General features: G+C 61.7%; 25 protein-coding genes and 1 pseudogene. 3 read left to right on the forward strand and 23 right to left on the reverse strand.

Features of this window, described 5'->3' with window-relative positions; translation table 11 throughout:
* From AC5ZG1_RS07570 to motA, 19 genes are all read right to left on the reverse strand, one after another.
* Window positions 1-645 (reverse strand): FliH/SctL family protein, encoded by a 645-nt coding sequence (locus AC5ZG1_RS07570; protein ID WP_028161578.1) that lies wholly within the window; start codon window positions 643-645, stop codon window positions 1-3.
* Window positions 642-2,267: a flagellar basal-body MS-ring/collar protein FliF gene (gene fliF, locus AC5ZG1_RS07575; protein ID WP_456643788.1), complete on the reverse strand. Its 1,626-nt coding sequence runs from the start codon at window positions 2,265-2,267 to the stop codon at window positions 642-644. Before fliF ends, AC5ZG1_RS07570 begins: the two co-directional genes overlap by 4 nt.
* A gap of 129 nt (window positions 2,268-2,396) precedes the next feature.
* Complete coding sequence (locus AC5ZG1_RS07580; protein WP_028161576.1) at window positions 2,397-3,647, reverse strand: flagellin N-terminal helical domain-containing protein; 1,251 nt, start codon at window positions 3,645-3,647, stop codon at window positions 2,397-2,399.
* A 425-nt stretch (window positions 3,648-4,072) separates the two neighbouring features.
* Window positions 4,073-4,807, reverse strand: a complete 735-nt coding sequence (gene fliP, locus AC5ZG1_RS07585; protein ID WP_028161575.1) for a flagellar type III secretion system pore protein FliP — start codon at window positions 4,805-4,807, stop codon at window positions 4,073-4,075.
* Entirely contained in the window at window positions 4,804-5,259 is a 456-nt protein-coding gene (locus AC5ZG1_RS07590; protein ID WP_496132456.1) for a flagellar basal body-associated FliL family protein, read from the reverse strand. Before AC5ZG1_RS07590 ends, fliP begins: the two co-directional genes overlap by 4 nt.
* Window positions 5,260-5,309: 50 nt before the next feature.
* Window positions 5,310-6,011, reverse strand: a complete 702-nt coding sequence (flgH, locus tag AC5ZG1_RS07595; protein ID WP_130223159.1) for a flagellar basal body L-ring protein FlgH — start codon at window positions 6,009-6,011, stop codon at window positions 5,310-5,312.
* Window positions 6,008-6,697, reverse strand: coding sequence for a MotE family protein (locus AC5ZG1_RS07600; protein WP_028161572.1), 690 nt, complete (start codon window positions 6,695-6,697; stop codon window positions 6,008-6,010). Before AC5ZG1_RS07600 ends, flgH begins: the two co-directional genes overlap by 4 nt.
* A 60-nt stretch (window positions 6,698-6,757) precedes the next feature.
* Complete coding sequence (gene flgI / locus AC5ZG1_RS07605; protein WP_464344079.1) at window positions 6,758-7,861, reverse strand: flagellar basal body P-ring protein FlgI; 1,104 nt, start codon at window positions 7,859-7,861, stop codon at window positions 6,758-6,760.
* Window positions 7,858-8,337 carry a flagellar basal body P-ring formation chaperone FlgA gene (flgA, locus tag AC5ZG1_RS07610; protein WP_245287139.1) on the reverse strand — a complete coding sequence of 160 codons (480 nt, stop codon included), beginning with the start codon at window positions 8,335-8,337 and terminating at the stop codon, window positions 7,858-7,860. The genes flgI and flgA overlap by 4 nt, the downstream gene beginning before the upstream one ends.
* 21 nt (window positions 8,338-8,358) lie before the next feature.
* Window positions 8,359-9,147, reverse strand: coding sequence for a flagellar basal-body rod protein FlgG (flgG, locus tag AC5ZG1_RS07615; RefSeq protein ID WP_208825120.1), 789 nt, complete (start codon window positions 9,145-9,147; stop codon window positions 8,359-8,361).
* Window positions 9,148-9,156: 9 nt separating this feature from the next.
* On the reverse strand, window positions 9,157-9,474 hold the full coding sequence (gene fliE, locus AC5ZG1_RS07620) for a flagellar hook-basal body complex protein FliE (protein ID WP_496132513.1): 318 nt from the start codon (window positions 9,472-9,474) through the stop codon (window positions 9,157-9,159).
* A 6-nt stretch (window positions 9,475-9,480) separates the two neighbouring features.
* Window positions 9,481-9,900 carry a flagellar basal body rod protein FlgC gene (gene flgC / locus AC5ZG1_RS07625; RefSeq protein WP_028161567.1) on the reverse strand — a complete coding sequence of 140 codons (420 nt, stop codon included), beginning with the start codon at window positions 9,898-9,900 and terminating at the stop codon, window positions 9,481-9,483.
* 11 nt (window positions 9,901-9,911) lie between these two features.
* On the reverse strand, window positions 9,912-10,289 hold the full coding sequence (gene flgB, locus AC5ZG1_RS07630; protein WP_130223165.1) for a flagellar basal body rod protein FlgB: 378 nt from the start codon (window positions 10,287-10,289) through the stop codon (window positions 9,912-9,914).
* A gap of 93 nt (window positions 10,290-10,382) precedes the next feature.
* Entirely contained in the window at window positions 10,383-11,459 is a 1,077-nt protein-coding gene (gene flhB, locus AC5ZG1_RS07635) for a flagellar biosynthesis protein FlhB (RefSeq protein ID WP_028161565.1), read from the reverse strand.
* Window positions 11,460-11,471: 12 nt separating this feature from the next.
* Complete coding sequence (locus AC5ZG1_RS07640) at window positions 11,472-12,506, reverse strand: flagellar motor switch protein FliG (RefSeq protein WP_496132457.1); 1,035 nt, start codon at window positions 12,504-12,506, stop codon at window positions 11,472-11,474.
* A gap of 13 nt (window positions 12,507-12,519) precedes the next feature.
* Window positions 12,520-12,918 carry a flagellar motor switch protein FliN gene (gene fliN, locus AC5ZG1_RS07645; RefSeq protein WP_130223171.1) on the reverse strand — a complete coding sequence of 133 codons (399 nt, stop codon included), beginning with the start codon at window positions 12,916-12,918 and terminating at the stop codon, window positions 12,520-12,522.
* 51 nt (window positions 12,919-12,969) lie between these two features.
* Window positions 12,970-13,251, reverse strand: a complete 282-nt coding sequence (locus AC5ZG1_RS07650; protein WP_130577363.1) for a hypothetical protein — start codon at window positions 13,249-13,251, stop codon at window positions 12,970-12,972.
* Complete coding sequence (locus AC5ZG1_RS07655) at window positions 13,232-14,167, reverse strand: flagellar motor switch protein FliM (protein ID WP_035688738.1); 936 nt, start codon at window positions 14,165-14,167, stop codon at window positions 13,232-13,234. The genes AC5ZG1_RS07650 and AC5ZG1_RS07655 overlap by 20 nt, the downstream gene beginning before the upstream one ends.
* The gene (gene motA, locus AC5ZG1_RS07660; RefSeq protein ID WP_456643783.1) at window positions 14,167-15,072 is read right to left on the reverse strand and encodes a flagellar motor stator protein MotA; all 906 of its coding nucleotides are present in this window, start codon (window positions 15,070-15,072) and stop codon (window positions 14,167-14,169) included. Before motA ends, AC5ZG1_RS07655 begins: the two co-directional genes overlap by 1 nt.
* A gap of 250 nt (window positions 15,073-15,322) precedes the next feature.
* Between motA and flgF the strand changes: the two genes are divergently transcribed.
* Window positions 15,323-16,054: a flagellar basal-body rod protein FlgF gene (flgF, locus tag AC5ZG1_RS07665; RefSeq protein ID WP_028161560.1), complete on the forward strand. Its 732-nt coding sequence runs from the start codon at window positions 15,323-15,325 to the stop codon at window positions 16,052-16,054.
* Between the two features lie 30 nt (window positions 16,055-16,084).
* Window positions 16,085-17,416 (forward strand): flagellar protein export ATPase FliI, encoded by a 1,332-nt coding sequence (gene fliI, locus AC5ZG1_RS07670; RefSeq protein ID WP_028161559.1) that lies wholly within the window; start codon window positions 16,085-16,087, stop codon window positions 17,414-17,416.
* A gap of 73 nt (window positions 17,417-17,489) precedes the next feature.
* Here the strand turns inward: fliI and AC5ZG1_RS07675 are convergent, their stop codons facing one another.
* Window positions 17,490-18,296 carry an NAD-dependent protein deacetylase gene (locus AC5ZG1_RS07675; RefSeq protein WP_496132458.1) on the reverse strand — a complete coding sequence of 269 codons (807 nt, stop codon included), beginning with the start codon at window positions 18,294-18,296 and terminating at the stop codon, window positions 17,490-17,492.
* Between the two features lie 514 nt (window positions 18,297-18,810).
* Between AC5ZG1_RS07675 and AC5ZG1_RS07680 the strand changes: the two genes are divergently transcribed.
* The gene (locus AC5ZG1_RS07680) at window positions 18,811-19,056 is read left to right on the forward strand and encodes a hypothetical protein (protein WP_496132459.1); all 246 of its coding nucleotides are present in this window, start codon (window positions 18,811-18,813) and stop codon (window positions 19,054-19,056) included.
* Window positions 19,057-19,167: 111 nt separating this feature from the next.
* Here the strand turns inward: AC5ZG1_RS07680 and AC5ZG1_RS07685 are convergent, their stop codons facing one another.
* The 3 genes and pseudogenes from AC5ZG1_RS07685 to AC5ZG1_RS07695 form a co-directional block, all read right to left on the reverse strand.
* Entirely contained in the window at window positions 19,168-19,785 is a 618-nt protein-coding gene (locus AC5ZG1_RS07685; RefSeq protein ID WP_496132460.1) for a dihydroxyacetone kinase subunit L, read from the reverse strand.
* The gene (locus tag AC5ZG1_RS07690) at window positions 19,785-20,783 is read right to left on the reverse strand and encodes a dihydroxyacetone kinase subunit DhaK (RefSeq protein WP_496132461.1); all 999 of its coding nucleotides are present in this window, start codon (window positions 20,781-20,783) and stop codon (window positions 19,785-19,787) included. Before AC5ZG1_RS07690 ends, AC5ZG1_RS07685 begins: the two co-directional genes overlap by 1 nt.
* A 26-nt stretch (window positions 20,784-20,809) precedes the next feature.
* Window positions 20,810-21,858 (reverse strand): annotated as a pseudogene (locus tag AC5ZG1_RS07695) (ABC transporter ATP-binding protein).
* Between the last annotated feature and the right edge of the window lie 32 nt (window positions 21,859-21,890).

Genomic DNA, 21,890 nt, shown 5'->3' on the forward strand with positions numbered 1-21,890 from the left:
TCAGTTCAGGATCGCGAACTTCAATCGCTCCGCCCAGAGCTTGATCTGGGTTTCAAGGAAGATCTGATCGACGGTGACGGAAGCCTCCGCCACCGGAGCGGCCCGAAGCTCCACCGCAATCGCGCGCGCCGCAAGCTTGCCGCGCAGCACCTCGACCAGTTCAGGCGGGCATGTGACCCGCAAAGCCGGCCGGCGAACGTCGGAGGCGACCGACGCGAGCTGCTCGACGAAGGTGTTAACCGCCTGCTTCTGCACCGCGTTCGAAATGAACGGCTCAAGTATGCGCGCCGTCACCCCGGCGATCTTGGCTTCAAGCTGCGCGCCGGCTTCGGCGATATCGCCGGCAATCTTGGCGGCCATTTCATCCAGCAGATTGTGCTTTTCCTCGGCGAGCTGCATGCTCAGCCTCTGCCTCTCGTCGGCAAGCTTCTGCTCGAACTCGGCCAAGGCCGCCGCATAGCCGCCGGACCTTCCACGCTCATACGCCTCGTCCTCGGCGGACGGAGGCGGCGGGGCCGCCGGCCTAGGCGGCGCCTTGGGACTGGAATGCTGGGTGTAATCAAACGGAATGACGCGGCTACGAGCCTTCTGCGGCTCCGGCTGATCGAAGCTTGCCAGCAAACGCGCTACCTTCTCCGAACTCATGCTGCCGACTCCTCCTGCCTAATCCATTGCTTGAGAATCGCCGCCGCCTGCTTCTCATCGAGCTGAATGATTTGCTCCAACCGCCTTTGTGGAGCGTGCAGAACTCTTTTCGATATGTCCTGGACAAGATTTGGCGGCTCTTCCGCGAACTGCTCCATCGAGCCGCCCTCGCCGCCGAGCAGCGCCGCGGTCTCGCCCGTCTCGAGCTGGGCGGTCTCGGTCGAGCGGGAGTCGAGGATCGCGTTGATCGCGGGCCGCAGGCCGAACCAGATCAGCATTGCCGCGACGGCGACGATTGCGACGGCGCTGACGAAGGCACCCGACTGGCGCATCAGCACTTCGGTAAAGGTGACCGCAGGAACCGGCGGGAAGTCGCGGGCGCCTTCCATGAACTCGACCGCCGATACCTGGATCTGGTCTCCACGCTGACGGTCAATACCTGCTGCGGTTGCGACGAGCTGGCTGATCTCGGCGACCTTTGCTTCCACGGCCGCATCGCTGGCCTTATCGCCAAGACTGGCCAGGAGGCGCGGACGATTGACCAGCACCGCCAGGAACAGCTTGTTGACGACGTAGCCATCGCTCACGGTCGTCGTCGTTTTCGACGACACCTCAAAGTTGGTAACGTCCTCGCGCCGCTGCTTCTCGTCGTTGGTATTCTTGTTGCCGGACGCATTGATCTGCTGATCCGGCAGGTTCTGCTGCACCGTCGTCGGCGTCTGCCGATCCAGGCTCTGCGACGATTCCTTCTCACGGACGGCGCGAACCGATCTCTGGACGCGAGACTCCGGATCGTAGACGGTCTCGTTGGTCTGTCGCTTGTCCGTGCTGAGCTGGGTGGCGACGCTGACTTCAAAATTGTCGAGCCCCAGATAGGGCGCGAGCGCCTTGCTGACATTCTCCTGGATCAGCCGACTGACGACGCGCTGCAGGTTCGCCATGCTCGTCGGCGCCGCGCTCTCGTCGTCGGATGCAAGCAGCGATCCATCGCTGTCCAGGACAGTCACCTTGTCGGCCGCCATACCGGGGACAGCCGCGGCGACGAGATGACGAACCGATCGAGCCGTTTTGGCATCGGCAGCCCCATCGGTCCGGATCACAACGGATGCCGAAGGCGGCTGCTGCTCGCGCCGGAACGATCCACGCGCCGGCATGACAATGTGGACGCGCGCGGCCTTCACGCCCTTGAGGACCTGGATCGTACGGGCGATCTCGCCTTCGAGTGCGCGGACGCGGGTGACTTCCTGCATGAAGGACGTGAGACCAAGGGAGCCGATCTTGTCGAAGAGCTCATAGCCCCCGCTGCTGCTGTTCGGCAGACCTTTCTCCGCCAGCAACGTTCTTGCCTGGGCGGTCTGCCCCGGTCGCACGAAGATGGTGTCGCCCGTGGCATTCACGTCGAAAGCAATGTTCGAGTCGCGCAGCACCGCGCCGACGCGCGAGACGTCCTCCCGGGAAAGACCGGTGTAAAGCACATCGAATTCCGGCCGGCTCAGGTAATAGGCGCCGCCGCCGACACCCAAAAAAACGGCAAGGCCGACGAGCGCGAGCACCGTGAGGCGCCTGGGGCCAAGCTCGAGCAGATTGTTCCACAGCCGTTGCGCATGTTCGCGGTTAACCATCAAACCCTCTGCCATACTTCCGAATCGATTCTCGATCGTGAAGCTTGTCCGAGGGTTGCGCGGCGCGAACCATGCAAAACGGCCGCGACCAGGTCGGTCGCGGCCGTCGTAGTCACGAGGTCGAGGCTACTAGCCGCGGAACAGCGACAGGATGCTCTGGCTGCCCGAGTTCGCGATCGACAGAGCCTGAATGCCGAGCTGCTGCTGGGTCTGGAGGGCCTGCAGACGGGTCGATTCAGCGTTCATGTCGGCGTCGACGAGCTGGCCGATACCGCGATCGAGCGAGTCAGTCAGGGTCTTCACGAAGTCCTGCTGCAGGCCGATGCGGTTCTTGATGGCACCGAGGTTGGTCGCCGCGTCGGTGATCTTGGCGAAGGCATCCTGGGTACCCTGGATGTAGGTCTCGAGCTTCTTGAGGTCAGCAGCGCTGTCGGTGAGCTTCGAGATGTCCAGCGTCGCGACGCTGAAGGTTTCCCAGGCCGTGCCGGTGTAGGCGTCGTAGGTCTGGTCGAGGATGCCCTTCTTGGTGTCGACGGGCGCGGCGAGCGCGGTCAGCGTGACCGCGGCACCAAGACCGGCGACGCTGGCGTCGATCGAGATGTCCGCGTCGTTCCGGCTCTTGAACGCCAGCTTGTCGCCAGTCGCCTCGACGCCGACCGACAGGCCGTCGATGCCGAGCTTGTTGATCGCCGCTGCGATGTCCGACAGGGAGGTGTTCTTCGCCACAGCGATGTTGGTCGCCGTGCCGCCGACGGTCACCACGATGTTGCCACCGGCGTCGGTTGCAGAGTCATAGGCAGCCGTTGCGCCCGTCGGGAAGGTCTGGGCCGCGTAGGTGGTGTCCAGGTTCGCGTCATAGAGCTTGATCGCGTCCAGATTGACCGACAGCGTGTCGATCTTGACCGTGCCGCCGGCACGCGAGAACGACGACACGACGGATTTCGAGGCGTTGTAGCTCGCGGAGGTCGAGTCGACCGAGATCCAGTTTTCACCGTTGAAAACCGCGCTGTCGGCGGTGTTCTTCAACTGCTTCTGCAGTTCGGTGATTTCGCTCTGGATCTTGGCGCGATCGACGCCGGGCGTACGGGCGGCGACCAGCTTCGAGTTGATCTGCGAGACGACGCTGACGGTGCCGTTCAGGCCCGTATACATCGTGTCGATGGTCGCGGCGCCGAGGCCGAGGGCGTCCTGCACGGCGCTCAGAGCCAGATTGTCCGAACGCATGGTGGTGGCGATCGACCAATAAGCGGCGTTGTCGGAGGCCGTCGACACGCGGTAACCGGTGGAGATGCGGTTCTGGGTGGTCGCAAGACCCGCGCTGACCGTCCGCAGGGTCTGCAGGGCGGTCATGGCGGAGGAGTTCGTCATCAAGCTTGACATTGATTATGTCCCTTAGTGTGAGGTGTTTATCTGGGGACATACCGGGTTTTCACCGGTACGGCAGGGCGGCATCATGCCTTTGGGGTTGAAGGAACACCCAACCTGCCGTTCATTCGTCCTACCATCCGAACCTTACCTAGAGCTGAACAGCAGCTCGAAGATTTGCGGTCCGGATGCCGTGCTGGCTCCCATGCCAGAGCATTTTCTGGTTCTGATTCCATCAGAACCGAAGCTCTATATTCTAGTTTCGACGCGTTTTCTGCGCAGATAAGTCTACGCAATCTGCGTAAACTTGATGCTTCGCTCGAAAACGCTCCAGATCATGTTCCGATTGGACGAAATCGGATCACGATCTCATCTCTTTGTTAAGCATGATCTTCCCACGCAAACGCTGCGTTTGTGGCGAGGGAAAGCCGGTTCATGCTCTACTGAAACGATCGTACCAGGCCAACGGCGAGAAGATTCCATCCATCGATCAGCACGAAAAACAGCACCTTGAAGGGAAGCGCGAACACGGTCGGCGGCATCATCATCATGCCCATGGACATGGTTAGCGTGGCGACAACCATGTCGATCACGAGAAACGGCATGATGACCAGGAAGCCGATCTCGAAGGCCCTTCGCAGCTCGGAGATCATGAACGCGGGTATGATCACGCGCAGATCGATCCGTTGGCCGTCGGGCCGCGTCTTGAAGCCTTCGGCCGCCAGGCTTTCAAAGCTTTGCAAATCCTTCTCGCGGACATGCGCCAGCATGAAATCGCGGAACGGATCGGTCACACGGGTATACGCTTCCTGCTCGGAAATTTCGTTCTGCATCAAGGGCTGAACGCCGTCCTTCCAGGCGCGGTCAAATGTCGGTGCCATGACATAGAAAGTCATGAAGAGCGCGAGGCTGATCATGACGATATTTGCCGGCGTCGTCTGCAATCCGAGTCCCTGCCGCAGAAACGAAAGCGCGACGACGAACCTGGTGAAACTCGTCACCATGATCAGAAGCCCGGGAGCCAGCGACAGGACTGTGAGCAGCGCCACGAGCTGGATGATCCGGCCGCTGGCGCTTCCACCGCCTTGCGGGATCAGCGAGGACAGATCGGGAATCTGCGCCGCTGCCGCGGTGGGGAGAAGAGCCAGGAGCAGGACGAGGCAGAAGCGCTTCATTGGATGACCAGTGTTTCGATGATCAGTTCGCGCACCTTTCCGCCCGAACGGACCGCCGCCCGCTCGTTGAGATCCTCGCGAAGATACTGCAGCCCGCGCGCGCCCTCGATTTGCGCCGCCGACACCGTTCGCAGGTAGGACACGATGTCTTCGCCCAGCCGGGCCGCGAGAAGGCTCGCCTCCTCCTCGTTCATCTGATCGGTGATGACTGATCCCTCCATGCGGACCCACGTGCCGGTCGGTGCCGCCAGGTTGGTCACTACCGGCGAGATCTTCCGCAGGCGCGCCGTCGGACTGAATGCGGTGGCGACCGGCCGCTCCGCGGGCTCCTTCTGGCTATCCGCCATCCGCTGCCCGGCGGACAGGACATACAGACTGGCAAGACCGCCCGCCCCAGCCGACAGCACCGTAATCAGCAACAATGCGGCCAACCATTGCATCACGTTTCCCATGCTCCGCTCCGCCGCCTGACGAGCTTCGCCACTTCTGGCCGCACCATCGGCTAGAACGGCCCGACCTGGTCGTAGATCTGCTGCCCCCACGCCGGCTGCTGCACCTCCATCAGACGGCCGCGGCCGCCGTAGGACATTCGCGCTTCTCCGATCTTGTCGTAGGCAATGGTGTTGTTGCGGCCGATGTCCCGCGGCCGGACGATACCGGCGACGTTCAGAATGCGCAGTTCGTAATTGACGCGCATTTCCTGCGATCCGCTGATCAGCAGGTTGCCGTTCGGCAACACGTCCACCACGACCGCTCCGACCGAGAACTTCACCTCATCGGTGCGATCGATCTTGCCCGCTCCCTTGGTCGACGTTTGCGAGTCGACGTTGCCATTAGCCAGCCCCTGGGGCTTCCAGCCGAACATGTCGACGAGGTAGTCGGCGCTGAACTTTGTCTTCGAATCCCGTGACCGGTCGGTCTTGTTGTCGAGGGTCGCCTTGTCGTTCATGGAGATGTTGACGGTGATGAGATCACCGATGCGCGCCGCGCGCGGATCGCGGTAAAGATCCCTCCGCTCGTCCCACAGCGAGTGATAGCCAGCGGTGTATCGGCTGCGCGGCTCGACGGGAACCGCGCGCGCTTCTGCGTGCAGACCCTGGCCGATCGGCGACAAATAGGGCGCTTGGTTGATCTCGGCGAGGCTGTTCATGCATCCGCCCAGAGCGAGAACCGGAAACAGAGAAAGTAAGCGAAGAACCTTCATTTGTTCGTCTTCCCGTCGTCGGGGCGTCGCATGCCCGCCAGGGTGTCGGCGAGGTGGGCCGCGCGCCCGGTCTCCATCTCGTTCAGGATCGCGCTTGCGGTCCGCACCCGAAGCTTGGCGAGCACGGCGGCCGCGGTTTCATCCGCCATGCTGGCGATCTGCCGCGCGGCGGCATCCGGGTCCATGCCGGAGTAGATCTCGACGACGCTGTCTTCCGCCTTCTTCAGGAAGTCCTCGCGCAGCTTCAGCCATTTCTCGTACTCGGCGCGCTTCGCCTCCAGCTCGGCGATCCGCTCCCGAAGCTTGGCCTCGGAGGCTTCCAGCTGCTTTTGCTGCCACGCCACGCGCGCATCCAGCGCCGAATCCGTGATGTTCTTGCAAAATTCGGTGGCGTCAGATCCGCGCTGATCGCCTGTCGCCGGCTCTCCAGGTGCCGATGGAGGCGCTGCATTTTTCGCAACGGTTGCGGTCGTCAGCGGCAGTTCGGGCTGGGAATTGCCGGACGGCGCCTCCGGCTTGGCAACAGGGCGGGACGGCACCGCGCGCGATGTCTTGGCGAAGTTGGCCAGGTTCAGCGGCTTCGACAATTTCTGCTCAGGCTGCGCCCATGCCGACGCCTGCGCGGAGAGCGCAAGACACCCCGCAAGCAGCATGCTTCTTCCCAGCAACGTCGCGAGCCTCACCATCCGCTCCCCGTACAGCATCTGTTCGAAGCGTTGCACGTTCAAGCTTGTGCGACGCTGACTCTACTGGATGACAAGATCGGCTTGGAGTGCGCCCGCCGCCTTGATCGCCTGCAGGATCGCGATGATGCCCTGTGGCTTCAATCCGATCTGGTTCAAGCCGCGCACGAGACGCTCCAAGTCCGTTCCACGCAAGATCGCCACTTGCGCGCCATTCTCGCCGGCTTCGATGAACGTTTGCGGCACCACGACCGTTTCGCCGCGGCGCGCGAATGGCCCAGGCTGGGAAACGACCGGCATCTCGGTGATCCGAACCGAGAGATTGCCGTGGGTGACGGCGACGGTCGAGACCTGGACGTTGCGGCCGATCACAACGGTGCCGGTCCGTTCGTCGATGACGACACGCGCCGGCGTGTCAGGCTCGACCAGCAATTCGCCGATCTCGGCGATGAAACGAACCGGCGCGACCGAGCGTGGCCGCGACAATATGATCGACCGGTAGTCACGCTCGAAGGCCATGCTGGCGTGATATCGCCCCTGGCCATAGTGGTTGATGGCGTCGATGATTCGCGTCGCGGTGACAAAATCCGGATTTTTCAGCTCGAGAATGAGCGATTCCATCTGGTAGAATTTGCCCTGCACCTCGCGTTCGATCAGCGCGCCGTTTGGAATGCGGCCCGACGTCGGAACGCCCTGGCTGACGGTCTGCGCGGCACCTTCGACCGAATATCCGCCAACCGCAATAGCTCCCTGGGCAACGGCATAGACCTCACCGTCCGCGCCGCGGAGTTGGGTCATGAGGAGAGTGCCGCCCAATAGCGAAGAGGCATCGCCGAGCGAGGAGAGCGCGACATCCATGCGCGAACCACCAGTAGCGTATGGTGGCAGATCGGCCGTCACCACGACAGCGGCGACGTTTCGCGTCCGCAGCAACGTTCCGCGGATGTTGATCCCCATATTGTCAAGCATCGACTGGAGCGACTGCTCGGTGAAAGGGGCATTGCGCAACGTATCGCCGGTCCCTTTAAGACCGATCACCAGACCGTAGCCGATAAGCTGGTTTTCCCGCACACCCTTCAGGTTGGCGATATCCTTGATCCGCACCGCCGCATCGGCGACGGTGCAGGAAAGGAGCAGGACGATGAATGATAAAAGTCGCAATATCATCCGTTTTGAATCCGCACCGATCCGTCCGACTGGATGATACCCCTGATGATCACGCCCGTATCGAGGTTCCGAAGCTGGATCATGGTGCCCGGACTGCCGGATTGCAGCGATGAGGCGTAGGTGACGATGGAAAGCGATCCATCTTCGACGATCACCTTGACGACATTGCCTCGCGCCACGAGTTTCTGCTCTTCGAGAGCGTTGATCGGAATCGGCTGGCCCGCCACCAGCGTCCTTCGCGCGACGCGGCCAACAAGCGATGCCCGGTCGGCGGCAAAGGCCGCTGCACCGGGCATATTCGGCCCGAAGGCGCGATCGATGATCAACTCGTCCTTGATCACATCGCCCGGATAGATCACCGTTGCCGGCACGAGCAAGCGCACGGATTCTTCCGCGATCGCGCCGCCACCTGCGCCGCTCGCAACGAGCATGAGCGCCGCGATCATGGAAACCAGCGCGAACTTGACGAGCTTCAAGACGCTTCTCCGCTTGCAATCCTATCGAAGGCCCTTGGAGACCGTCGACGCCATCTCGTCCGCCGCCTGGATCACCTTCGAGTTCATTTCGTAAGACCGCTGCGCCGAGATCAGTTCAGTGATCTCTTTCACCGGATCGACGTTCGAACTTTCCAGGTAGTGTTGGTGGATCTTGCCGAAGCCGATATCGCCGGGAACGCCAACGACCGGAACGCCGGACGCCAACGTCTCCTTGTAGAGATTGCCGCCAAGCGGATCGAGGCCCGCCTCGTTGGCGAAATTCGCGAGATTTAGCTGGCCGAGCAGGCGCGGATTAACCTCGTTGTCCAGCTTGGCGTACACTTGGCCGGATTCATTGACCGTGACATCGACCGTCCCTTGCGGGACGATGATCGCGGGATCGACGGTGTAGCCATCCGCCGTCACCAACTGTCTATCCGCGTTGGTATTGAAGGCCCCGGCGCGGGTGTAGAGCGTTTCGCCATTCGGCCCCACGACCTGGAACCATCCTCTGCCGTTGACGGCGAGATCGTAGGTATTGCCGGTTTGCGCCAACGCACCCTGCAAGTGCAGCTTTCGCACGGCCACCGACCGAACGCCCAGCCCCAGCTTGGCCCCCTCGGGGACCGCAGCTTCGCCGCTGCGGTTCGGAACGCCCTGCATGCGATCGACCTGGTAGAACAGATCAGTGAATTCGGCTCGCGAACGCTTGTACGATGTCGTGTTGATGTTCGCGATGTTGTTGGCGATGACCTCGACATTGAGCTGCTGCGCGCTCATTCCGGTCGCCGCGATGGCAAGCGCTCTCATTTGCTATCCTCAGATCGCCATTCGGCTGACTTCTTGGTACGCCTGCACGACCTTGTCGCGCACAGCGACCGCCATCTGCAGCGTCTGCTCGGCGGACATCACGGCCTCCACCACGCTCTGGGCCGACACCTTGCCCTGGATATACGACACCGACGCAGCCTCCCCGTTCTTAAGGGTGCCGATGGCGTCGGCGGCAACCTGCTCAAGGACCCCGCCAAAACCGGCCGAGGATTGAGCCGCCTGCGGCGCCACCGGTGCGGACGTCGCAACACTGCTTGAGCGAACGACACCGGCAATGTCTTTTAGAACCGAAACCGCTTCCAACATCATGGACTATGCCCCCTTCAACAGATCGATCGTCATGGCAACCATCGACCTCGCCTGCTTGATCACCTGCAGATTGGCCTCATACGAGCGGTTGGTTTCCCGCATGTCCGCCATTTCGATCAGCATGTTCACGTTCGGCAGCTTGACATAGCCGTCCTGGCCGGCCGCCGGATGAGTTGGCTCGTAATCGACCCGAAACGGAGCACGGTCGACGCCGATGTCCTTGATCTTCACGACCCGCACGCCCGCCGCGCGATCGACCTCCGCCGAGAACGTCGTGGTCTTGCGTCGGTAGGGCTCGGCACCGGGCGTACGGCCAGTGGAGTTGGCGTTTGCCATGTTCTCGGATACGACGCGCATCCTGGTCGACTGCGCCTCAAGTCCCGAACTGGCGATTTGAACTGATGCCTGCAGCGGATCGATCATCAAGCCTCGCGTTAGCTCTTCGCACCGGTCATGAACATGCGGTGAAACGATTTGACGATTGCGACGTTCAACGAATAGTCCTTGTTGATATCGCCTGCCTTGAGCATTTCCTGCTCGAGACTCACCGAGTTTCCGGAGTGAACGACTTCCCAGCTATTCTCCTTGCGCGTGCCCTGCGGACGTACAAGCGAGCCGGTGGTCATATGTTTCGGAGATGTGACTGCGAGCGGCACGACTTTGGTATCGAGTATCTTGTCGAACGGCTCGATATCCTGCGCTCGGTAGCCCGGCGTATTTGCATTGGCTACGTTCGACGAAATCGTGGACTGTCGAAGCGACAGCCAGCGCGCGTGAGATGAGGCAAGATCGAAGAGATAAACGGGTCCCACAACGTCCTCGTCACAGTGGTCCTATGACGATCGTATACGAACCCAAACTTGTCCGAGGCTGGTGAAATCTCCGCCATTGATGCGAAGCGTTTCTCACACACCCGCCTTCTGCTTGCGTGAATGCAGGAAATAGATGATCTCGGCGACCGGACGAAAGAACTCTTGCGGAATCACTCGGTCGACCTGAGCGGCACCGTACATGGATCTCGCAAGCATCTTGTCCTCCACGACCGGCACGTTGTTCTGCTCGGCAATTTCCCTGATCTTGAGCGCGATGAGATCCTGCCCCTTCGCAAGCACGGTGGGGGCTGCATCTTCGCCATGTCGATATTTCAGGGCGATCGCATAGTGAGTGGGATTGGCCACGACCAACGTCGCGCGGGGAACCGCAGCCAGCATCGACTTTCGCGCCCGATCGCGGGCCAATGACCGCAGCCGCGACTTGACCAGCGGATCACCTTCCGCCTGCTTGAATTCGTCTTTGAGTTCCTGCCGCGTCATGCGCAGGTCGCGCCGCCAGTGGAATCGTGCCCAGACGAGATCGAGTGCCACCAGCACGATCGTGGCAATGCTGATTGCCGATACGAGCCGCATCGCAGTCGTCAAGATAAGTTCCGGAACGCCGGTCGGGTCGCTAAACAAAGAATTCACGGCCACAGCCTCCTCGGCCCGCAATACGATGGCCACCACGAGGCCTATCGCAAAAAACTTAAAAGCGGCCTTCAGGAACTCGATGCGCCCCTGACTGCCGAATAATCTTCCCCATCCCTGAGAAATCGAAATACGTGAGGCCTCGGGCTTTATCCTTTCAAACACCAGACGCGGAGCGTTCTGCAGGAACGAAGCCGCCAGTCCGGCTATTGCAAGGACAACCACGATTGGAAGTAGCAGGGCGGCCGAACTGCTTCCAATAACCACCATGAATTCCAACGCATCCGCACCGTTACGGATGCGAATCCCGGAGGGATCATCGATCAACCGGCTCAGCGTCGATGCCAGTTTCCGGACACTGTCGACCGTAAGGAAGCTCAGGATGATGAGGAACGCGATCATGGACGAGAAGATCGACGCCTCACGCGAGACCGGAATTTTGCCCTTCTCGACGGAGTCTCTTATCTTCTTTTCCGTCGGCTCTTCGGTCTTGCTCTCCTTGTCGGGTCCCTCAGCCATAACCGTCAGTCTTTACGTGAATACCGGCCCATCTTCCTGATCCGGATTGAGCTCGATCTCTCCTCGCCCGGCCATGTCGAGCGCAAGGTCCGTGATCGCGCGGCGCGCCTCCAGGATTTCGCGCTGGTTCGAAGGGACACTGCTGGCAAGCTCGCCCTCGACCATCCGGCGCGTCCGCGACGCCAGCGACGACAGAATGAGCTCGCGAAAGCTCGTATCGGTTCCCTTCAGCGCTATCACCGTGCGATCGGTCGGGACCTGGTCGAAGATCAGCATGCGCGCCTTGGCGGTGAGATTGACGATATCGTCAAACGTGAACAGCATCCCCTTCAGTATCTCCGCCGACTTCGGTCGCGATTCGGAGAGATTCTTCAGCGATTCCTCCATCTGCGTCCGCTCCATCTTGTTGATGATGTCGGCCATGCGAGGATAGGTGTCGGATGCGAGGTTGCGCCCGAAGTTGATCATGAAGTCTTCGTGCATGGTCTTCTCGATGACCCCCATCGCCTCCTCGACAACGGGTTTCAGGCTCAGCATGCGGCGCATCAGATTGTGCCGCAAATCCGCCGGCAGCAGGCTCATCACGCGCGCGGCGCACGCGGGCTTTACCCTGGAAAGGATCAAGGCGGCCGTCTGCGGATGCTCCTTGAGCAGATAGTTGGCCAGCAGGCTTTCGGACACGGAAGAGACCCGTTCCCACACCGACTTGGTCTTGTTGCCGAGCACCTCCGATATGATGTCCGTGACCTGCTCGGGAGGAAGAACGCCGGTCAGCAGTTTCTCCAGCTCGCCGACCGTCCCGAAGATGTTGGGCCCGGTCGTGAAGTGCTGGGCGAACTCCTCGATGATCGCCTCGAGCTCGGGACCTGAAATAGGCTTCAATTCCGCCGCTGCGCGCGTGACGATCCTGATCTCTTCCGGATCGAATTCCTTTAGGACGCCGCCGGAGAGCTCCCGGCCCATGGCCAGAAGGAGCGCGGCAACCTTCTCCGTACCGCTCAGCGGCCTGGCTTCGGAGCTACGCTTTGCAGGTGCATTGAACGCCATTCGGGCAGATCCCTTACGCCTCTACATCGCCCGGGGATCCTCCGACGATTTCGGTGAGCGACACGCCGAATCGCGAGTTCTCGTCCTCCACGACGACAACCGCGCCGCGCGCCACGATTCGGCCGTTGACAACCACCTCCACCGGCTCGCCGACGCGATGATCCAGCGGAATGACGGCGCCTCGCCCCAGCTTCATCAGATCGGCGACCGGCATCGTCGCCGAGCCAAGCAGAACCTGGACAGTGACCGGAATGCGCAGGATCGGCTCAAGGTTTGTAAGCCGGCTGGTTTCCTCCGCCGCGCGCGCAGCAAGATCCGCGAGTTTTCCGAACGCGGCTCCTCCCAGCTTGGCCGCCTCCGAGGGATTCGCTGTCGGGGAGGCGGCTGATTCGGTTTCGAATGGCTGCTTCATTTCACTTGCTTTCTCGGCAATTTCATATTCCGGCGATCACGCCAATTATATCTACCTGCGGGACACATCGGCGCGAGTTTCGATATCGATGATGGCCTTGCGCGCCTCTTCGATCTTGCTTCCGAGAATATTGACGAGCTGCTTTCCGTCGGCACTGAACTCCCGCACCATGAGCACCATGTCATCCATGGTTTCAGTGGTCTTGCCGAGAATGAAAGCGAAATCGCCCTGGCTGGCGCGCAGGTGAACGAGCTCCCGGTGCATCCTCGTCACACGGATGGTGGTGACAAGCAGCGCCGCCAGGAGAATAAGGTCAACGAGATAGGATGCCATCGATGAACTCCCGCTTTTGATCCGCCGATTCCTTGACTTGCAGCGAATAGACCCCGTTGAGCTGCCCCATTTGGCACCAGAACAGCCGCTGATTGTTGCACTCGAGCCTCACGAGAGTGCTCGGCGTGGCATTCAGCTCGATCACCTGACCTACCTGAAATCCCGCGACTTCGCCGAGAGTGAGCGAGCGCTCCTCGAGCACCGCTTTCAGCACCACCTCGGTGCGCTGGATCTCGTTGTGGAGCTGCTTGCTCCAGTTCGGGTCCGTGGATACGGACTCTCCGGACACGATCTGCGAAAGCGCCTGGCGGATAGGATTGAGAACCGCGTGCGGAATGACGATGAACATCTCGCCACCGCGGTCCAATCCCTGGACCAGAATCTTGGCATATACGGCCATGTTGTTGAGCCGGCCGATAGCCAGATAATCCATCCGCGTCTCGACGCGTTCCAGATTGAACTGGACCTCCGAAGCGCGCGAGAACGACGATTGCAATGCCTTGCCGAAGCGTTCGAACAGCGCTTCTGCAACATGCAGCTCCACGTTCGAGAAAACGCGCGGCATGTCCAGCGGTGGTTCCGCCCCGTCGGAGCCGAACAACAGCTCTACCATCGTGTATACGAAGTCGCGATCGAAGCCGATGAGGATTCGGCCGTCCCACGCCTGCGCGTAGAACACCGCCACGATCGCCTCTGATTCGCGGCCGTCGAGAATCTCGGAAAGACGGTCGCTACCGACACCGGTCAGCGAAAAATACGACTGCGACGGCGACATCGACCGGAGACTCTCGGCGCAGAGGTTGGTCATCTGATCGAAGATCACATGCAGCATCGGCATGCGATCGACCGAGATTCCGGCGGCCCCGAGCAGTTGATCCGGCGCCGGCTCGTGCCGCAGCGGCTTGCTTTCCGACATCAGGCCTTCGCTCCCGCCACTTTCGCCACCTGTTCACCGCCGCCGCCCTTTGTCGCGCCGGCGATGGTCTCGTTTTCCACCACGTCGATCGAGGGACGATCGCCAGGTCCGATCATCTTGCGGCCATGCTCGATTGCGATCTGCGGCAGCGCGCCGTTCATGAAGGCAAGCAGCGTCTGCTTGACGATGATGTACATCCGGCATTGCTGCTCACGCACCATTTTGACCTTGTGGGCCAAAGGCGCAACAAGGCCGTACGAGAGAAAAATTCCGGCAAATGTTCCAACCAGCGCCGAACCGATCAGGCCACCGAGAAGCTTGGGCGACTGATCAAGCGCCCCCATCGCCTTGATGACACCCAGGACCGCGGCCACGATCCCAAGCGCCGGCAGGCCTTCCGCAACCATCATCAGAGAATGGTACGGCTTGAGCTTGCTACGAACTATCGTTTCGATCTCTTCGTCCATCAGCGCCTCGATCTCATGCGGTCGCGCGCTTCCCATGACGATCAGGCGAAAATAGTCGCAGATGAAATGCACGAGAGAATCGTTGGCAAGTACGGTCGGGAAGTTCTGGAAGATCTCCGACGATGACGGGTCGTCAATATGCGCCTCGACTTCATTGCGCCCCTTGTTGCGCACCTCGCGCATGAGCGCGTGCAGAAGTCCGAGCAGGTCGAGATAGTGGCGCTGCTTCGGCACCGCCACGGTAAGCGCCTGCACGATCCCGACCCCCGTGTCGATGACGACTTTCCAGGGGTTCGCGACAATATAGGTGCCGATCGCCATACCGGCGATGATGACGAACTCCCACGGCTGCCAGATCACGCTGACATGCCCACCCATCGCCACGAAGCCGCCCAGCAGGCTCGCGATCGTGACGATGACGCCAAAAAGAATGCTCAAGCCCACCGCTCCGAATTGGGACACATTCGTTTAGGCAGCGATCCTTGCACGAAGCTGTCACTGGACCGGCGCGAACAGCCTCACACAAGCTTGCCGGTCGATTTTTCAGCCAGTCTTAATCCCTGTGTGCGCGCAGGAGCTGCTTTCGCGATGGTGTCCCACGATCGCAAGTTATCGGAGATCTCCGGCAATCCGGCTCGATCTCCGAGCGGACGGCGCGCAGCAACCTGAAGATCGGACGATAGCCGGTATGCAATCAGCGCTCTATGTCAGCCTTTCCGCTCAGGTCGCCGTCGAAAAGAGGCTTGAGACCATCGCCAACAATCTGGCGAACATGAAGACGACCGCTTTCCGCGCCGACGCGGTGAAGTTCGAAACGGCAATGTCGCGCGCCGCATCCCAGCCCGTCGCCTTCTCGACCCCCGGAGAAAACTTCATCTCCCGAAGGCCCGGAAGCGTGACGCGGACCGAGAATACCCTCGACGTCGCCGTCATCGGCAACACATGGATGGGGTTTACCGGTCCCACCGGCACGGCTTACACGCGGGACGGCCGGATGCAGATCAACCGCACTGGCGAATTGCAGACCGTTTCAGGGTTCCCCGTGCTCGATGCAGGCGGCACGCCGATCATCGTCGATCCCGAGGGCGGACCGCTGACGATCTCGCGAGACGGCACCATTACGCAAGGCATAAACCAGGTCGGAGTGCTCGGCCTGTTCGACATTCCTGTGGGGGCAAAACTGGAGCGCTACGGCAATTCGGGGGTCATTCCGGACCGTGCCGCGACGCCCGTCGTCGATTTCATGTACACCGGCTTCCAGCAGGGCTATGTCGAGGAGTCCAACGTCGATCCGCTATCGGAGCTGACACAGTTGATCACCGCCTCGCGCGCGTTCCAGAGCGTCACCTCGCTTGTCGAGGGCTCCGAGGGCACGATGCAGAATGCGATTCGCTCGCTTGGCGAACCGCCCAAGGCATAGCAGCCAGCAACACAGGAGCCTGGTGACCGAATGAATGCGCTGGAGCGGCTGGAATCGACGCTTTCGTCGCTCCGCAAGGACGTGCCGACGGTCCGGGTGGGCGGCACCGTTTCAGAGGTCGCGCCAACGCATTACCGCGTCTCGGGCCTCTCGCGATTCGTAAGACTGGGAGAGTTGATCGGGCTCGAAATCGATGGCCAGGTACAACTCGGCGAGGTCGTTCGTATCGACGGCAACGGCGTCACTGCCAAGCCATTCGATTCCCACATCGGGGCGGGCCTGGGCCTCGTTGCCTATCGTCATCCACCAAAGACGATCTCGCCGCATCCAAGTTGGAAGGGCCGGGTGCTGAACGCCCTTGCCGAGCCGCTCGACGACGCTGGCACGTTGCACGTCGGGGACCGGGTGATGTCAACGGATGCAAGCCCGCCGCCCGCCATCAGCCGCGCCCGGGTGCGCGCACCGTTGCGGACGGGAGTGCGGGTGCTGGACCTGTTTACGCCGCTCTGCGTCGGGCAACGTATTGGTATTTTCGCCGGGTCAGGCGTCGGCAAGACGACGTTGCTGTCCATGATCGCGCAAAGCCAGGGTTTCGACACCGTCGTCACGGCCTTGGTCGGCGAACGCGGCCGCGAGGTACGCGAATTCCTCGAGGAGGCACTGGTTCACCATCAATCGCGCGCGATCACGGTGGTGTCCACGAGCGACGAGAGTCCGATGATGCGCCGCCTGGCAGCAAAGACCGCCACCACGATCGCCGAATATTTTCGGGATCGCGGCGAATCGGTGCTGCTGATCGTCGATTCGGTCACACGCTTCGCTCACGCGGCCCGCGAAATAGCACTGGCCACCGGCGAGCCGGCGGTTGCGCGCGGCTATGCCCCAAGCGTCTTCAGCGAGCTGCCGCGCCTGCTCGAACGGTCCGGACCCGGCATCGACGGACAGGGCTCAATCACCGGCATTTACTCCGTGCTCGTCGATGGCGATGATCACAATGAGCCGATAGCAGATACGGTGCGCGGCACTCTCGATGGGCACATCGTGCTTGACCGGGAGGTCGCAGATCAGGGGCGCTATCCCGCCGTCAATGTACTGTCATCGGTATCGCGCCTGGCCCAACAGGTCTGGACCGCGGACGAGCGCAATCTGCTGCGAAAGTTGCGCGCCATGATCGCGCGCTTCGAGGACACGCGCGATCTGCGCTTGATGGGCGGCTATCAGCCGGGTCGCGACGGCGAACTCGATCAAGCTGTCCAACTCGTTCCGAAGATCTACGATCTGATGCGGCAAGCACCGTCGGACCCGCCGAGTCGTGAGCCGTATCAGGAACTGCTGAACCTCATCAAGGCCGCAATCGAGTAGCGGTTTGCCTTTCCGGGAGGCCAACCTCGGAAGGTCACTGTAGCTTTGTTGTTCCTGACACTCGCCGAGTTTCTCATAGCAAGAAGGCAAGCGCCGCCTCGCAGCGATCTTCTATCTTCAGCGTGAGCAGGTGATCGGCACGGGTCCGACCGAGATTGACGGCCGCGATCGGCAGACCATTTTGAGCGGCCATCTGCGCGAACCGAAAGCCGGAATAGACCATGAGCGAGGAACCGACGATCAACATGCCGTCGGCTTCGTTCAAATGGCTCTTAGCGGTGGCAACGATCTCGCGCGAAACATTTTCGCCGAAGAAGACGACATCCGGCTTGAGAACGCCCCCGCACACGCGGCAAGCCGGTACGACAAAGCTTGAGAAATCCTCGTTCTCGACGTCAGCGTCCCCGTCCGGAGCGTCCGCGGCGTCCAAACCGAGCCACGCGCCGTTCAAGCGAGCCAGCTCATCCTGAAAAGTCGACCTCGGCATCGTCGATGCGCATCCCAGGCACCGAACCATATCAAGTCGTCCGTGCAGGTCGATGACCTGCCTGCTGCCCGCAGCCTGATGCAGCCCATCCACATTTTGCGTCAGGAGGATTTTGCTTCGTCCCTTCGCTTCCAGCTTGGCCAGCGCATGGTGGGCATCGTTGGGCAACGCACGGCCAAACCTCCGCCACCCGATCAGACTCCGCGCCCAATAGCGCTGCTGGGTCGCGTGCTCACGAATGAAGGCCTGGTAGGTGACCGGCGGCGTCCGCTTCCACTTGCCGTCGCTATCGCGATAATCCGGAATGCCGGAATTTGTGCTGCAGCCTGCTCCCGTCAGGACGAACAGACGTGAGTGGCGGCTGATGAAGTCCTCGAGCGCATCGTCTTGCATAGCCGGAAGTATTTAGTGCGTCGGTGTCGCTGACGCCAGTAGGAGCCGGCGAGCTTGTGCGCCGGGCCCCGGACGGGACCGCTCTCCACACCAACTTCGGCCGAGCCTTGCTTGCCGAGGAGGCCCGCCGATGGCCTCTGCTTCGCAGGCTTCTCAGGGGGATAGAGTGGAGCGCGTTGCTCTATCCGCGGCAATATTGTTAAACAGCGCTGTCATCGTCCGGCTTGGCCGGACGATCCAGTATTCCAGAGACGGCTGAGCTTAAGTTGAGAGGCCGCCAGATACTGGATGCCCCGCCTTCGCGGGGCATGACGGGGGAGTGGGTGTGTGAGTTCGCATTCTCGCGGCGCATTGCGTCCGAGCTTCGCTTCACTTTCCACCCTCTTCGCGGTCAGAGCGCGCAGGGAAAGCCGGGTGCTGGTTGCCCCCATGGGTTCGCTGATGAGGATGGACAGACTTTTGCTGATTTGCCCGTCAGGTTGATTTGTCGCACATAGGGCGGAGCGGGAACGCGATGCCTGAACCGATCACCGCGTTCCCGTTTGAAAAGCCTCAATCCCGCCGCCTGATCTCGGCCGTGCGGCTCGATTCACCGGGCGGCAGCCTCGCCGAGGCGGTCAAACTCGCCAATTTGATCCGCAGGGCGAAGCTGCCGACGATTGTCGCGGCCGGGTCGCGCTGCGCCTCGGCCTGTTTCAGTCGTCTATGTCAGATGGCTTCACTCCCACCTGCGGCGCTTTCTACAAATGCCTGTGTTTGAAGCGCTGTCGCGATGTATAGTCCCGTTCTCAACGGGTCTCAGCGTCCTGCTGTAGTTATTCCTGTTCGCCAAGAGCGCGCGGATCGCTTCGTTTGCTCCGCGCGCAAGGCCTTATGAGGCATGATTGCCTTCCGTAACGGCGGTCACCAGCCTGACAAATGCCAGCATTCCGGGATCGTCGAGGCCGCGGCTCTTGTCGCCGAACATCCGCGCACGGCCGATCCTGCAGGGTTTGTCTTTGAAATCGGCCAACACAACGGCGGCACCCTGCCGCGCCGCGCTGACCACCTCTGTCCAGTCCGACTTGCCCGTAACCGCCTTGGCAACGGCATCGATCGCGTCGATGACCGTCTTGTCACCGAGCGCCGATTGGCCGCGCTTCAGCATCGCGTCACGCACATCAGCAAGGATCGGACCCAGCTCCGAGGCGGCAAGCTCGGTGCGGCCTTTCGTGGCGCGAGCGAACGCGAGAAGTCCGGTCGCAAATAGCGTGCCAAGGCTGGAGCCGGTGGCAGCCGCGGCCGCCTGTGCAAGAGCGCCGCAGACACGGCCGAGATCGTCGCCGTCCTTCGCATCCACCGACGCCAGCCGCTCAATCACCCTGGCAAGCATACCGCCCGTGTCGCCATCGCCCAACTTCGCGTCGGCAGCATTGAGTTCTTGTTCGAGCTGCGGCATGGCGGCATGAGCGCGCGACGCTGCCGAAATGAGGGACTTTGCCGACAGCATCAGCCGACCGTCCAGAATGGGCAGTGTGCGGGAGCAGCGAGAAGGCGTTCCAGTTCCTGGTCGAGGAAGCAAAGGCTGATCGAGGCGCCGGCCATCTCCATCGAGGTCACGTAGGGGCCAACAAGCGGCATCACGATGTGTAGCCCGCGTGCCGCCAGGAGTTGGGCCGCTTTCCTGTAGAGGATGAACAGCTCTTCCAGCGGCGTCGCGCCCAGGCTGTTGACGAGGATGGAGACCCGATTGCCGCTGCCCCGCGGCTGCTCCGCCAGAAGGCGCTCGATCATTTCGGTCGCGATCTCGTCAGCGGATCTCAGCTTGTCGCGCCAGATGCCGGGCTCGCCGTGAATGCCGATGCCCATCTCCATCTCATCCTCACCGACGGTGAAGGTCGATCTGTCCGCGCCGGGCACCCGGCAGGGCGCGGTCGCCATGCCGATGGTACGGGTCGCATCGACAGCTTTCTGCGCGATCTCGGCGACATCGGACAGGCTGGCCCCCTCCTCTGCGCGTGCGCCGGCGATCTTGTAGGCGTAGACGATGCCGGCGACACCACGCCGCTTGCGCGCCTCCTGAGGCGAGGCGCTGGCGATGTCGTCGCAGCCAAGCACGGTGCGCGTTTCGACGCCATCAAGCTCAAGCATCTCGGCGGCCATGTCGAAGTTCATGCGGTCGCCGCCGTAATTGCCATAGAGCAGCAGCACGCCGGCGCCACCATCAGCAAGCTTGATGGCCTCGGTGCAGGAGGCCACATTCGGTCCCTCGAAGACGTTGCCGATGGAGCAGGTGTCGAGCAGCCCCTTGCCGACATAACCGGTGAAGAGCGGCAGATGCCCCGAGCCTCCGCCCGAGGCGATGCCGACCTTCCCCTGACGCGCGCCTTCCGCCCGGCGCACCACGCGCTTTGCCTCTCCGCCCAGAGCAAGCGAGGGATTGGCCGCCACGAGGCCGGCAAGCATCTCGTCAACATAGTCCGAGGGTGAGTTGATGATTTTCTTCATGAGAAGCCCTCCTGAATGGCACAAGGTCAGTTGCCGATACGCGCTTCGGTCCCGGGATCGAACAGATGAATGACGGGGTCGAACGCCAGCTTGATGACGTCCCCTACAGCAGCCGTGATGCGCTCCCGGACAACGGCCGTGACTGGCGTCGTGCCGACACGAAGCTGCAGTACGGTCTCGGCACCGGTCGGCTCTATCAGCAATATGGTCCCGTCCAGCCCGCTTTGCCGACGTGGATGTGCTCCGGCCGGATGCCGAAGATCACGTTCCGTCCGTCCTGCATGCCCGGCGCCGAACCGAGGTCTACGCCACCATCGGCGATGATGCGCCCGCCGCTCGCGATCGCCGGAATGAAGTTCATCGCCGGCGAGCCGATGAACCCGGCCACGAACTTGTTGACCGGCTTGTCGTAAAGATCCAGCGGTCGTCCGACCTGCTCGACCGAGCCGCCGCGCAGCACGACGATCTTGTCGGCCATGGTCATCGCCTCGATCTGATCGTGCGTGACATAGACCGTCGTGGTCTTGAGCCGCTGGTGCATGTTCTTGATTTCGGAGCGCATCTGCACGCGCAGTTTGGCGTCGAGGTTCGACAACGGCTCATCGAACAGGAATACTTGCGGGTTGCGCACGATGGCGCGGCCCATGGCCACGCGCTGCCGCTGGCCTCCGGAGAGCTGGCGCGGATAGCGTTCCAGATAATTGTCGAGGTCGAGAATGGACGCCGCCCGACGCACCAGCTTTTCGATCTCTGCCTTCGGACGCTTCTGCAGCCGCAGCGCGAAACCCATGTTTTGAGCGACCGTCATCTGCGGGTAGAGGGCGTAGTTCTGAAACACCATCGCAATGTCACGGTCTTTCGGCGCGACGTCGTTGACAACGCGGCTGCCGATGCTGATCGCGCCGGAACTGATGACCTCCAGCCCGGCGATCATGCGCAGCAGCGTGGACTTGCCACAGCCCGACGGCCCGACGAGCGTGACGAACTCGCCGTCTTCGATGTCGACCGAAATCCCGTGGATCACCTCAAGAGAGCCGTAGCGCTTGCGCACGTACTTGATCGTTACAGTACTCATTGCATGTTTCTTCCTTCGCGAAGGGCGAGCCC

The sequence above is a fragment of the Bradyrhizobium sp. Leo78 genome (assembly GCF_059512425.1).

Coding starts and splice junctions, on each gene's coding strand:
- flgI (WP_464344079.1), bottom strand. CDS start 7,861: ATGATATTGCGACTTTTATCATTCATCGTCCTGCTCCTTTCCTGCACC.
- fliF (WP_456643788.1), bottom strand. CDS start 2,267: ATGGTTAACCGCGAACATGCGCAACGGCTGTGGAACAATCTGCTCGAG.
- fliI (WP_028161559.1), top strand. CDS start 16,085: ATGAATGCGCTGGAGCGGCTGGAATCGACGCTTTCGTCGCTCCGCAAG.
- flgC (WP_028161567.1), bottom strand. CDS start 9,900: ATGATCGATCCGCTGCAGGCATCAGTTCAAATCGCCAGTTCGGGACTT.
- fliP (WP_028161575.1), bottom strand. CDS start 4,807: ATGAAGCGCTTCTGCCTCGTCCTGCTCCTGGCTCTTCTCCCCACCGCG.
- flgH (WP_130223159.1), bottom strand. CDS start 6,011: ATGAAGGTTCTTCGCTTACTTTCTCTGTTTCCGGTTCTCGCTCTGGGC.
- AC5ZG1_RS07650 (WP_130577363.1), bottom strand. CDS start 13,251: ATGGCATCCTATCTCGTTGACCTTATTCTCCTGGCGGCGCTGCTTGTC.
- AC5ZG1_RS07675 (WP_496132458.1), bottom strand. CDS start 18,296: ATGCAAGACGATGCGCTCGAGGACTTCATCAGCCGCCACTCACGTCTG.
- AC5ZG1_RS07680 (WP_496132459.1), top strand. CDS start 18,811: ATGCCTGAACCGATCACCGCGTTCCCGTTTGAAAAGCCTCAATCCCGC.
- AC5ZG1_RS07600 (WP_028161572.1), bottom strand. CDS start 6,697: ATGGTGAGGCTCGCGACGTTGCTGGGAAGAAGCATGCTGCTTGCGGGG.
- AC5ZG1_RS07580 (WP_028161576.1), bottom strand. CDS start 3,647: ATGTCAAGCTTGATGACGAACTCCTCCGCCATGACCGCCCTGCAGACC.
- AC5ZG1_RS07640 (WP_496132457.1), bottom strand. CDS start 12,506: ATGGCGTTCAATGCACCTGCAAAGCGTAGCTCCGAAGCCAGGCCGCTG.
- AC5ZG1_RS07655 (WP_035688738.1), bottom strand. CDS start 14,167: ATGTCGGAAAGCAAGCCGCTGCGGCACGAGCCGGCGCCGGATCAACTG.
- AC5ZG1_RS07690 (WP_496132461.1), bottom strand. CDS start 20,783: ATGAAGAAAATCATCAACTCACCCTCGGACTATGTTGACGAGATGCTT.
- AC5ZG1_RS07590 (WP_496132456.1), bottom strand. CDS start 5,259: ATGGGAAACGTGATGCAATGGTTGGCCGCATTGTTGCTGATTACGGTG.
- flhB (WP_028161565.1), bottom strand. CDS start 11,459: ATGGCTGAGGGACCCGACAAGGAGAGCAAGACCGAAGAGCCGACGGAA.
- fliE (WP_496132513.1), bottom strand. CDS start 9,474: ATGTTGGAAGCGGTTTCGGTTCTAAAAGACATTGCCGGTGTCGTTCGC.
- AC5ZG1_RS07570 (WP_028161578.1), bottom strand. CDS start 645: ATGAGTTCGGAGAAGGTAGCGCGTTTGCTGGCAAGCTTCGATCAGCCG.
- flgG (WP_208825120.1), bottom strand. CDS start 9,147: ATGAGAGCGCTTGCCATCGCGGCGACCGGAATGAGCGCGCAGCAGCTC.
- fliN (WP_130223171.1), bottom strand. CDS start 12,918: ATGAAGCAGCCATTCGAAACCGAATCAGCCGCCTCCCCGACAGCGAAT.
- AC5ZG1_RS07685 (WP_496132460.1), bottom strand. CDS start 19,785: ATGCTGTCGGCAAAGTCCCTCATTTCGGCAGCGTCGCGCGCTCATGCC.
- flgF (WP_028161560.1), top strand. CDS start 15,323: ATGCAATCAGCGCTCTATGTCAGCCTTTCCGCTCAGGTCGCCGTCGAA.